Annotated in this window: 10 protein-coding genes; 7 read left to right on the forward strand and 3 right to left on the reverse strand. The window is 66.4% G+C overall.

The features are described 5' to 3' along the window. Window positions 1-119 precede the first annotated feature (119 nt). Window positions 120-1808 carry a stealth family protein gene (locus tag HNR05_RS00735; RefSeq protein WP_179577277.1) on the forward strand — a complete coding sequence of 563 codons (1689 nt, stop codon included), beginning with the start codon at window positions 120-122 and terminating at the stop codon, window positions 1806-1808. Here HNR05_RS00735 and HNR05_RS00740 read toward each other — a convergent pair. After that, window positions 1796-2737 (reverse strand): phosphodiesterase, encoded by a 942-nt coding sequence (locus HNR05_RS00740; protein ID WP_343062405.1) that lies wholly within the window; start codon window positions 2735-2737, stop codon window positions 1796-1798. The genes HNR05_RS00735 and HNR05_RS00740 overlap by 13 nt on opposite strands. Window positions 2738-2862: 125 nt before the next feature. After that, the gene (locus HNR05_RS00745) at window positions 2863-3411 is read right to left on the reverse strand and encodes an OsmC family protein (protein ID WP_179577279.1); all 549 of its coding nucleotides are present in this window, start codon (window positions 3409-3411) and stop codon (window positions 2863-2865) included. A gap of 153 nt (window positions 3412-3564) precedes the next feature. Between HNR05_RS00745 and HNR05_RS00750 the strand changes: the two genes are divergently transcribed. The 6 genes from HNR05_RS00750 to HNR05_RS00775 all read left to right on the forward strand — a co-directional run bounded on the left by HNR05_RS00750 (window position 3565) and on the right by HNR05_RS00775 (window position 10815). Beyond that, window positions 3565-4395 carry a phosphatase PAP2 family protein gene (locus tag HNR05_RS00750; protein ID WP_179577280.1) on the forward strand — a complete coding sequence of 277 codons (831 nt, stop codon included), beginning with the start codon at window positions 3565-3567 and terminating at the stop codon, window positions 4393-4395. Window positions 4396-4475: 80 nt separating this feature from the next. Then, window positions 4476-5630: a type III polyketide synthase gene (locus HNR05_RS00755; RefSeq protein ID WP_179577281.1), complete on the forward strand. Its 1155-nt coding sequence runs from the start codon at window positions 4476-4478 to the stop codon at window positions 5628-5630. Between the two features lie 14 nt (window positions 5631-5644). After that, window positions 5645-6361 carry a class I SAM-dependent methyltransferase gene (locus tag HNR05_RS00760; protein ID WP_179577282.1) on the forward strand — a complete coding sequence of 239 codons (717 nt, stop codon included), beginning with the start codon at window positions 5645-5647 and terminating at the stop codon, window positions 6359-6361. After that, window positions 6354-7628 carry an FAD-dependent monooxygenase gene (locus tag HNR05_RS00765; protein WP_218868775.1) on the forward strand — a complete coding sequence of 425 codons (1275 nt, stop codon included), beginning with the start codon at window positions 6354-6356 and terminating at the stop codon, window positions 7626-7628. The genes HNR05_RS00760 and HNR05_RS00765 overlap by 8 nt, the downstream gene beginning before the upstream one ends. A gap of 57 nt (window positions 7629-7685) precedes the next feature. Further along, complete coding sequence (locus HNR05_RS00770; protein ID WP_343062406.1) at window positions 7686-9299, forward strand: DUF7059 domain-containing protein; 1614 nt, start codon at window positions 7686-7688, stop codon at window positions 9297-9299. Between the two features lie 67 nt (window positions 9300-9366). After that, the gene (locus tag HNR05_RS00775; protein ID WP_179577284.1) at window positions 9367-10815 is read left to right on the forward strand and encodes a flavin monoamine oxidase family protein; all 1449 of its coding nucleotides are present in this window, start codon (window positions 9367-9369) and stop codon (window positions 10813-10815) included. On the opposite strand, the gene HNR05_RS00780 is transcribed toward HNR05_RS00775, so the two are convergent. After that, window positions 10712-11467, reverse strand: a complete 756-nt coding sequence (locus tag HNR05_RS00780; protein WP_179577285.1) for a Pr6Pr family membrane protein — start codon at window positions 11465-11467, stop codon at window positions 10712-10714. The two genes, HNR05_RS00775 and HNR05_RS00780, sit on opposite strands and share 104 nt — an antisense overlap. Between the last annotated feature and the right edge of the window lie 52 nt (window positions 11468-11519).

Consider the following 11519-nt stretch of genomic DNA (forward strand, 5'->3'; position numbering starts at 1 on the left):
CGTGACGCGGGCGGACGTACACTGAAACAGACGCGACTGAATTCACTCGGGTTGCACAGATCTAGGTCTCGACATTCCGGCAGCGTCGTGAATGCGCCTTCCGATCCCCCCAGGAGACCATGTCTACTTTTGACCGCGCGGACTCGCTCGCGACATCCGGAAGCCTTGGCGAACCCCGGGTCGCCGCCGACCCGACGACGACCGCAACCGGATCGATGCCGGTTCTGTCGCTCAGCGCCGAGCCCGAGCCGGTGCTCGTCACTGTCGACCCACGCACGCGCCGTTTTGACCGTGACGATGTGGTCGTGCGCAAAGGCGAGATCGCCCTGGTGAACGGACACTACACACCGCACGAATCGATGGCGAAAGACCTCGTGGCTGTGCACGATGCCCTCGAGCAGGCTGGCATCGACTTTCTGTTGGTGCGCGGTGACCACAACCGGCTGGTAATCGCCGTCGACCGGTCGAAGCGCGCGACGATTTCCCGGGCTCTCTCCGCGGCCTTCGCCGAGGAGCCGTTTTATGCCAAGCCCGCTGACGGCACGCAGGCGCAGCCGTTGCTCATCGCCGACGGCGCCCTGGCGACCCTGCGTCGGTGTGCGGTCTTTCGGGTCTACCGCCCACGTATCGAACCGATCGGGCGGTTGCGTTACGGCGCAGAGACCGCTTTCCAACTGGAATTCTGGCGGTTCGACGACGACGAGATCATCGCGCCGGTCGAGAATGCGCTGATGCGCACTCGGCTGCTGCGCTCCGAGGCACGCGAGACCACCGTTGTGCTGTACAACCGGGAGTGGCGCACCCTGCGCAGCATGTTCGACGATCTCGCCAGTGACGTGAGCTTCGACATTGACATGGTCTTCTCCTGGGTTGACGGCTCGTCGGCCGATTTCCAACGTGAACGTGCACTGCGGATGGAATCTCACCAGGTGGGGGAGGGCGACGACTCCGATGCGCGCTTTCGTCAGATCGACGAGCTCAAGTACGCGCTCCGCAGCGTTTACCTCTTTGCGCCGTGGGTGCGTCGCATCTTCATCGCCACGGATTCACCCGCTCCGGTCTGGCTCGCGGATCACCCGCGGGTCACGATCATGCGCAGCGAAGAGTTCTTTGCCGACCCGAGCGTGCTGCCCACCCACAATTCGCACGCGGTCGAGAGCCAACTCCACAACATCCCTGGCATTGCCGAGCACTTCTTGTATTCCAATGACGACATGTTCTTTGGTCGCCCGGTGGGTCCGGAGATGTTCTTCTCGCCGGGCGGGATCACCAAGTTCATCGAGGCCCCCACGCGCATCGGGCTCGGCGAGAACGACCCGAGTCGAAGCGGGTTTGAGAATGCCGCCCGAGTGAACCGGGCGCTGCTGCTCGAACGCTTCGGGAAAGTCACCACGCGCCATCTTGAACACACTGCGGCGCCCCTGTGCAAGAGCGTCATGAACGAGTTGGAGCAGGAGTTCCCCGACGACTTCGCACGCACCGCCGCGAGCCGCTTCCGGTCGGCGACCGATATCTCGGTAACAAACTCGCTGTACCACTACTACGCACTGATGACCGGTCGGGCGGTGGCGCAAACGCAAGCGCGTTCGCTCTACATTGAAACCACGCTGAAGCGCGCTTTGCGGCAGATGGACAAGCTGCGCAAGCGCCGCGATCAAGACATGTTCTGCCTCAATGACGGCAGCTTTCCCGAGATCTCCGACGAGGTGCGACGCGAGGCTGTCACCGAGTTCCTCGAACTGTACTTTCCGTTCCCCGCACCGTGGGAGCGGCCGGCGGCGCCGAGCGAGGCCGACTACCCGCTGTAGACAGGAATCGGGGTGGTCAGCGGCGGAACCGGTGCCGGTGGCAGGGTCCCGGCGGGCAGGATCTCAATTCCGGATTCGGCCAACCGTCGGGCGCTTTCGTGCGCATCGATGAAATCAAGTTCCGGATGGCTGCCGAGCGGCACGACAGAATGCACGACGGTATCGGCATAGAGGTGCACCAGGTTGAACGCGCGGGCGGCATCCTGACCTCGGGTGCCGCCCGCGGGCACCGTCAGATCTTGCGTGTAACAGGTGGCCGACGCGACCGACACGGGGATTCCCGCAAACGTAGCGGCTGAGGAGTAGTGCAAATGACCGGCCAGGATGCTGCGCACATCGGTTCCGCGCAGCACCTCGGCCAGCGGGGCTTGATCGCGCAGCTCCACCGAAACCGCGAGGTCGAGCACGCTCGGCACCGGCGGATGGTGCATGGCCAGGATCGTTCCGTCGGGTGCCGGAACCCGCAGTTGTTCACGTAACCAGACCAGCTGGTCGGTCGTGATTTCGCCGTGGTGGTGGCCGGGCACCGTGGTGTCGAGAGTGATGATGCGCAGTCCGTCGATGAAGACGACGTCGTCGATCGGGTGCGTCGCGGGAAGTTCTCCGAGCAGCGAGGTACGAAAAACCGCCCGATCGTCGTGATTGCCCATCACCCAGATCACCCGGGCGCCCAGTCGCTCGGCCGCCGGCTCGACGATCTCGCGGAGGCGGTCATACGCCTGCGGCTCGCCTTTATCGGCCAGATCGCCCGTGATGATGAGGGCCTCGGGCCGGGCCCCCGAGGCTTCGACCTCGGCAAAGAGTTGGGCCAGGTGTGCGGCGCTGTCGACACGATCGTACAGTCGCCGGTCACCGGCCAGCAGGTGAGTGTCACTGAGATGGAGCAGAAAATGGTCCGGCCTCGGATATTCGGCCGTTCGAATGCTCACGCGATTCCTCTTCATGTCGGCGTGCGCCCCCAGAATGTGAGAGTGCTGCGGTACACCAAGTATTCGACCAGACGTTCTTGAACATTCGGTGTACGCCACGCAGGCGACGCAGAGGGAAAAGGCCTCTAATTGGCGACGAGTGTCACCGTGACCGGGGTCGGGTTGGCGAAGAGGTCGAGAACGGGGCAGTGGCTGTCCACGGCGGCATGCAGCTGTGCGTAGCGTTCGTCGGATTCGGGACCCGTCACCCGCACGGTGAGCCGTACGGCGGAGAAACCGGGCCGCACGCTCTCGTCGACGCCGAACAGCCCACGCACATCGAGGTCGCCTTCGGCAGTGGCGGTGATCGAATCCAGTCGAATCCCGAGGTTCTGGGCGTAGAGCCGGTACACCACGATCTGGCAGGAGATGAGCGCACCCAGCGCGTATTCGACCGGGCTGGGTGCGATGTCGTCACCGGCCAACGCTGCCGGTTCGTCGACGAAGAAGACCTGGGCGCCGACGGTGATACGGCTGGCGACGGACCCTTCGCCCTCGCCGGAGACCCGTGTGGTCAGCTGTGCACTGTCGACATTGGCGCGGATCCGTTCGGACCAGGCCGCACCCGCGGCAGTGAGGCGTTCGGCGCGCTCGGCGGCGGAGACGGTGGGGACGGAATCGACGAGAAGGCTCATGATCTTCTTTCTGAGAGGGAGCGAGGGCAGAGTCACAGAGTAAGAACCCGAGCTGCTCCCGCGCAACGGAGCCAGACATCTGGCGTAACGAAGGCTGTCAACCCGGCGACGGGCTGTGAGGAGTCCCCCATCTGGTTGTGGCACTCTTGGTTCGTGCGCACCCTCTCGACCTCCAGCCCGACCCGGTATCTTGCCGGGGCGTTCGGTGCCCCGGTCGCTTTCGTCGGTCTGTATGCATTCTTTGTGCGCAGCTACAGCGGTCAGATCGTCGATCAGCTGGCCTTTGACGGCGCAGATTTCGGTTCTCGCAGCGTCACTCCGGTGGCCGAGACCCTCCTCGACCAAGTGCCGTTGGTCTCGGCCGTGATCGGGCTGGTTCTCACCCTGGTCATCGCGCTCGCCCGCCGCAATTGGGTCACCTTGCTGGTCGCCGTCTGTGTCGCCGGCGCCGCCGTCTCCACGACTCAGATCCTGAAATACGGCGTGCTGTCCCGACCGGATCTGGGGGTGTCTGGCTACGCCAGCAACTCATTCCCTTCGGGGCATACGACGGTTGCCGCGGCATCCGCCCTCGCCGTCTTTCTCGTTTCGAGCCCCCGCTTTCGGCCCATGGTGGGCGCGTGGGGCTCGGCCTTCGCCGTGGCCGCGGGGCTGTCGACGGTGGCGAATCAATGGCATCGCCCCAGCGATGTGATTGCCGGACTGCTCGTCGTCGCCTTCTGGGGGTGCGTCGCCGGCGTCGTTCTCGCGAGCCTGCCCGGCCGGGGGCTTGCGATCGCCCGCCCCTGGCGCGCGGGACGGCTGATCTTGCTGATTGCTCCGTTCGCGCTCGTCACTGCCCTGGCGTTTCTCATCACGGTGTCGCGGGCCACTTCCGACTCGACGGAAACGCTGATCGCCTACATCGGAGGCATGGCGGCCATCGTCGCGGCTGGTTTCGCGCTCGCCGTCGTGGGAACCCGTCTGTTCATCCGCCTGCCGTAACCTCATTCGCCTGCCGTAACCGGACGGTCCGCCGAAAAATCGGGGGTGCCGCCCGGCGGATGCGCGTGCAACACTGAGCTATGGCCGTCACATTGCGTGCACTCCAGACCGCGATTCCTCCAACGATCCTGGTGCAAGACCAGGTCCGCGATGTTTTCGTCGCCCAACCAGGACTCAGCCGCCTCGCCCAACGCCTCGTCGCAACCTCGTTCAACATGTCGGGGATCGAGACCCGGCGCACGGTGATTTCGGAGCTCTCGCTCGAGGCCGATGTCGAGAATCCTCAGTTCTATGACCCGGCGACTTCGGAGTTGCTGGCACCGAGCACCCGGGTGCGCAATGAGCTGTACATCGTCGAAGCCACGAAGCTCTTCGTCGAGGCCGGGAGACTCGCGCTGCAGAACTGTCCGGGGATCGAGGCGGCCGACGTCACACATGTGGTGACCGTCTCCTGCACGGGCTTCTATGCGCCGGGCCCCGACTATATGCTCGTGCGGGAGTTGGGGCTCTCTCCCTCTACCCAGCGTTACCATCTCGGTTTCATGGGCTGTTATGCGGCGATGCCCGCGTTGCGCACGGCGAAACAGTTTGTCGAAGCCGACCCGAACGCCGTCGTGCTCGTGGTCAGTGCCGAGCTGTGCTCCTTGCACCTGCGCACCTCCAACGATCCCGACACCATCGTGGCTTCCTCGCTGTTCGCCGACGGCGCCGCAGCGGGAATCGTGAGTGCCCGCCCACCCGCGCCGGGCGAGACCGCTCTTCACCTCGACGTCTTCGAGACTGTGATCACCCCAGTCGGCGAAGGCGACATGGCCTGGAAGATCGGCGACGAAGGGTTTGAAATGGTGCTGAGCAGCTATGTGCCTCACATCATCGATGAACATATCGAAGGGGCCCTCACACCGCTGTTGGCGCAGGATGCCACGCTGCGCGAGTGCATTGCTCCGGGCGGACGGCTCGATGTCGCGACAGACATCGCACACTGGGCGATCCACCCCGGGGGGCGCAGCATTCTCGATAAAACCGAGGCGAAGTTGGAACTGCGTGAGGAACAGCTGGCACCGTCCCGCGAGATCCTGCGCCGCTACGGCAATATGTCGAGTGCAACGGTGCTGTTCGTCTTGAAGGCGATCGTCGATGCCCCGACCGTTGCCGACGGCGAGCGGGTCTGCGCACTGGCCTTCGGTCCGGGACTCACTGTCGAATCCGGCCTGCTCACCGTGGCGCGCGGGTAAGGACGGCGAGGAGCATGCGGTCCTTGCGGGTGCGGGACGACGACGCCGTCGAGCTCATGGATAGCCCCGACTGTGACCCCGTGCGCCTCGAACGCACCTACGCGAGCTTTCCCGTCGTCAACGCGGTGGTCTCGGGCTGGCGACAGATCTATCGACGCGACATCCGCCCGCTGCTGCACGTCGACCAGCCGCGCACACTGCTCGATATCGGTGCGGGAGGCGGCGATCTCGCCCGGTCGCTGACGACGTGGGCGCGACAGGACGGGCTGCGGTTGCATGTGACGGCCATCGATCCGGATGCGCGGGCTCACACCTATGCGCTTGCGCAGCCGGCACAGCCCGGCTTGACCTTTCGACGTGCGTTCAGCTCGGAGCTGGTTGGTGAGGGCGCCCGTTTCGACATCGTCGTCTCGAATCATGTTCTCCATCACCTGACCGCGCGCGAGCTGGGCGGGCTGCTGTTCGACTCGGAACGGCTCTGTCGGCAGGTGGTTCTGCACGCCGACATCGAACGCAGCCGGCTGGGCTACCTGGGGTTCGGGTTGGCAACCTGGCCCTTCTTTCGCGACTCTTACATTCGCCCCGACGGCCTCACCTCGATCAGGCGCAGCTTCACGGTCGACGAATTACGCGCGGTGCTGACTGTGGCCGGACTGTCGAGGTGGTGGGTGACTCGGGAGGTGCCATCCCGCTACCTGCTGCGTTATTCCACGGGGGGCACGGGTGCCTGACTCTCCCGATGCGGAGGCTCGTCTGCGCGACGTCATCATCGTCGGTGCAGGCCCGGTTGGCATGATGCTGGCCTGCCAACTCGCGGTGCGCGGACTCGACATTGTCGTGGTGGAACGGCGCACCGAGCCGTCGCTGTTGTCGCGGGCGATCGGTATCCATCCGCCTGGGCTGCGTGCTCTCGAACAGATCGGGGTACTCGACGACCTGCTGGCCGACGCGGTGAAGATCTCCGAGGGCGAGGTCAGTTGCGACGGAGCCCTGATGGGGCGGCTCTCATTCACGCGAGTCGGTGGGCGGCATCCGTTCGTTGCCGCCCTGCCCCAGTACGAGACGGAGTCGCTACTGCGCGCACGTTTTGCCCAGCTCTGTCCCGGCGGTTTGCGCGAGGGGGTGACGGTTTCAGGCCTCCTCGATCAGGGGGACCGTGTGGAGTTACACACCACCGACGTCGGATCCGGCACCGAGTCGGGAGTCCGCTCGTTCTGCGGGCGCTTCGTCGTCGGCGCTGACGGCGCACGCAGTCGGGTGCGGGCAGCGGCGGGAATCGGCTGGCGTACCTACGGGCGGGGCGCGAGCTATCTGATGGCGGACCTCGCCGACCGGGGAGTTCGAAGCAGTACCGCCCGGTTGTTCTTCGAACGCGCGGGAGTGGTCGAGTCGTTCCCTCTGCCCGCGGGTCGACGCCGCTGGGTGGCGTTGACGGAAAGTCTCATGCTGGATTCCTCCGTCAGCGACCTGGCAGCCCTCATTCGCGATCGTGTGGGAGAGGATGCCGTCGGTCGCGGTGGCGGCACGACTCCGGACGGTGCTGACGGTGCTTCCGATGTTGCACGGGCGGCCGGCGATCGACGCGCGCCCGCGAGTGCGTTCGCGGTGCAGCAGCGTCTGGCCGACCGCATGGTCTCGGGTCGGGTGGTGCTCGTCGGGGATGCCGCGCACGAGATCAGCCCGATCGGAGGGCAGGGCATGAACCTCGGCTGGCTCGACGCTGTCGCGCTCGCCCCGGTGCTCGAGTTGGCGCTGCAACCGGGACCGAGCGACCAGCGCGCCGCGGCTGCCGCACGTGCTGCGGCGGCGCTCGCCGGGTACGAGCGTACGCGTCTGCGTGCAGCGCGCATGGCGGTGCGGCAGGCCGGCTTCAATATGGCCATGGGGCGCCCGGCCACTGGCATCCGTCTGACGGCGCGGAACGCGCTCGTGCGCACTCTGGCGCTGCCGCCGACCCGTGGCCTGCTCGCCCGGGCGTTCACGATGCGCTGGCTCTGACGCGCGCGTTGCTCGGGAAAATGGTGGGCGGGGCGCTCGGTGCAGTTGAATGGTTCAGTGACTTCTGCACTGATCGACCTGCTTCGCTCTGACCTCTCTGCCGCCAACTTCAGCGTGAGCGCGCTCACCGGGCTGTGGGGGAGCGCTGCGGATGCCGCGTTGCACCGCAACCAGCGGGTTCCGGCGCTGCGCGCGCTCGCCGCCCTGCGCGAAAAACTCGGCCGCGACGAGCCGTCGGCGACCCTCGCTCGGGTCTTCGTGCTGGGACTGCCGGTTCCGCGTGCGGATCTGGACGCCGCACTGCCCACCCTCGGCTCGGCCGGGGCCGAAGCGCTCGGCTTGGTTACGGCTGGCGAGCCGGGTGAAGACACCGCGCAGTCGGGGCTGCTTCAGCCGCTACTCGACCTGCGACCCTACAGCTTCATCGACGGACACGGCGCCGGCAGCTGGTGGATCGTGTCGGATCTCGGCGAACTCGCCCTCGGTCAGGCCCTCGGTGAAAACCACGTGCTCGGCGTCGGTGGGGCCTCCCTCACCCTCGCGGGACTGATGATTCCCACCCCCGTCGAGTCGGCGCTCGATCTCGGCACGGGCTGCGGCATTCAGGCGATGCACGCCGCTCGGCATGCCACTCGGGTCGTCGCGACGGACATCTCGACCCGAGCCCTCGAGCTCGCCGCTCTGAACGCCGAGCTCAACGGCATCCGTAATATCGAATTTCGCCTCGGCAGCCTGTTCGATCCGGTTGCCGGTGAACGCTTCGACCACATCATCTCGAACCCGCCGTTCGTGATCACGCCCCGCACGGAAGGGGTGCCGAGCTATGAATACCGTGACGGGGGGCTGGTCGGCGATGCGATCGTCGAGGCGGTCGTGCGTGGCGCGGCCGAGCATCTCACGCCCGACGGTGTGGCCCAACTGCTCGGCAACTGGGAGTATCACGCGGAGGCCGACGCATTCGAGCGTCTGCGGGGCTGGCTCGACACACCCCTCGACGGCTCAGCCCCCCTCGATGCCTGGATCATCGAACGCGAGGCGCAGTGGCCGACGGACTATGCGGAGACATGGATTCGTGACGGGGGCACCCGCCCGGACACCGCCGACTTCGACCGCCTCTACGGGGCCTGGCTCGATGATTTCGAGGCGCGCGGGGTGAGCCAGGTGGGTTTCGGCTATATGCTGCTGCGCCGCCCCGCGCCGCGTAGTCCGCAGTCGACACAGCCGCGAGCAGCGGCCGAGCCCGCCCGCCTGCGTCGTCTCGAACGGCTGCACGACTCGCTCGGCTCCAACGCCGCAGGAATCGGCGCTCACCTTGCCGAATGCCTGACCGCCTTCGACTGGCAGGTGGCCACGGATGACGCCGAGCTGGCCCAGGCCACACTGACCGTGGCGCCCGACGTCACGGAGGAACGCCACTACTGGCCGGGTCAGGACGATCCCACGCTGATGACGCTGCATCAGGGCAGCGGCTTCGGGCGTTCCGTGCAGCTCGACACCGCCCTCGCCGCGCTGATCGGCGCCTGCGACGGCGAACTGTCCGTCGGTGCCATCATCGGCGCGCTGGCTCAGTTGCTTGAGGTCGACGAGAGCGCACTCGGTGCAGAACTGCTGCCGCGCGTGCGGGAGCTGCTGGGCGACGGGTTCCTCCAGACCCCTCCTCCTGTAGTTTGAACTCTATGAATGATGTGCAGCAGACGCGGGCGGCTACCGAGTCTCACCGCCATCGGATCCGCATCCGATGATCAATCGTCGAACCTTCCTGCTGGGCACGGCGTCCGGTCTGACCCTGGCGGCGTTGACCGCGTGCACAGCCACCCCCGAGCCGACCCTCTCGCCGGTGCCGACCGGCTCGCCCTCGCCATCTCCGATTCCCACCCCGCTCGCCGTGAAGCGCACCAATTGGTCGGCGGACCCGTTCGCGGGGGGCTCTTTCAGCTATCAGAGCGTGGGGTCGATGCCCGAGCAACGCACCGCGTTGGGCGTTCCCGTGCAGGGCCGCATCTTCCTCGCCGGCGAGGCCGTCTCTGAGTCATCGCCCGGCACGGTGCAGGGCGCCCTGGAAACCGGTCGCGATGCCGCAACGGCCCTGATCGACGTGGGCGCGGCGGGCGAGAAGGTCGCGGTCATCGGCGCCGGCCTGGCCGGAATCACCGCGGCCCGCCAGCTCGTCGCAGCGGGGTTCGACGTGATGGTGCTGGAAGCGCGCGACCGCATCGGTGGACGGATCGACACCGTGACCGGCTCCGACTGGCCGTTCCCGATCGAGTTGGGGGCCTCATTCATCCGCTCGAGCACGTCAACGACTCTCGACGCTGCGCTCTCGGCGGCCGACGTCGCGACGGCGCCGTTTGTGACACCCGCTGAAACCCGCACCCCCACGGGTCAGGTCGTTGAGGCGCCCCCGACCGGCCCTGACCTGCTGACCGCCGCGCTCACCTGGGCTGCGGCCCAGCAGCAGGATGTCTCGGTGGCAGCTGCGCTGACCGGTTCCGGCGCCCCCGAACTGCCCACGGCGTCCGCCACGGCCGCGCCCACCGCGAACGCCGACTTCAGCGCCACGGATGCCGATTGGCTGAGTCTTGAGCTCGCCTCCTCGCTCGACCTGGTGACCGGTGCCGCGCCCGACGCCGTCTCCGCCTGGTTCGCCTCGACGCCGAGTGAGATGGCCGCCGCCGACGCGGACGCCCGCATCGTGCTGGGTGGTTTCGGAAACCTTCTGACACGCGATGCGGCAGCGCTCGATGTGATGCTCAGCACTGTGGTCACGCGCATCGCCCATACGGCGGAGCAGGTGAGCTTGCGGCTGGCCACCGGCGAGTCGGTGAAGGTCGACCGCGTGATCGTGACGGTTCCGCTCGGGGTGTTGAAGGCCGAGGCGATCGAATTCGATCCGCCGTTGCCGTTCTCGCATCGGGGTGCGATCGCCGCCCTCGGCATGGGCGTGCTCGACAAGGTCTGGCTGCGCTTCACGGAGCCGTTCTGGTCGACCGAAGCCCCGCTCTGGAACACGGTCGGCGGCGGTGACTTCTCGGTCTGGGTCAACCTCATGCCGCTCACCGGACAGCCGGTTCTGATGGGGGTGGTCACCGCGCAGAGCGCGCTGAAGCTGGCCTCCCAGAGCGACGATGAGGTTCTTGCGGTGGCGCTTGCGAGCCTGGAACCCTTCGCGGCGCACTCGGGATCGTAGACGCGCGGGGCCGGGCCTCCCACCAGAGCGACAGTGTGAGCCGCGACGTGGCGATGAGCAATGCGGCGATGCCGCCGATGATCGCGAGGCAGATTAAGCAGTACACCGCGGTCTCGGCGAGACTGACCTGGCTGTTGTCGAGAAAAAAGTAAGGGTACCAGCCCACAATCGACCCACGCACGAGCGTGAAGGCCCCCCAGGCGAGCGGGTACAGCAGCACCCAGCCGATCAGGCGCCAGGAGACCCGCGTCTTGTGTGGGTCGAAGAGCCAATCGATCAGCGCGAAGGCGGGAATCCAGAAGTGCAGCAGCTGATCCGACCACGGCACGTCGATGCGATAAGCGCGCGTCGACGATTGCACCACCATGATCGCAAAGACGATTCCCGACACGATGATGTAGGTCGTGACGAAAGTGCGCAGCACGTCAAGCCAGGGCGGATCGTCAGCCCGTCGAAAGGCGAGTGCGGCCGCGACCACGAACATGACGACGGCGGCGATCGCGCTCTGAATCGTGAAGTAGGTGAAGAAGTTGTTTGCACCGAATGACTTGAATCCGAGCACGTAATTGAAATTACTGATCAAGCCGGTTATTCCCGCGGCGGCAAGAAGAAGCCGCCCCACGCCGAAGCCCTGACGGACGGTCAGGCGCATGGGGCCCGACCCGGATTCCGACGTGCTCTCATGGGTCAACGCTACGCCAGCA

Origin of the sequence: Leifsonia psychrotolerans (assembly GCF_013410665.1) — a bacterium.
GTDB classification, from domain to species: Bacteria; Actinomycetota; Actinomycetes; order Actinomycetales; family Microbacteriaceae; genus Cryobacterium; species Cryobacterium psychrotolerans_A.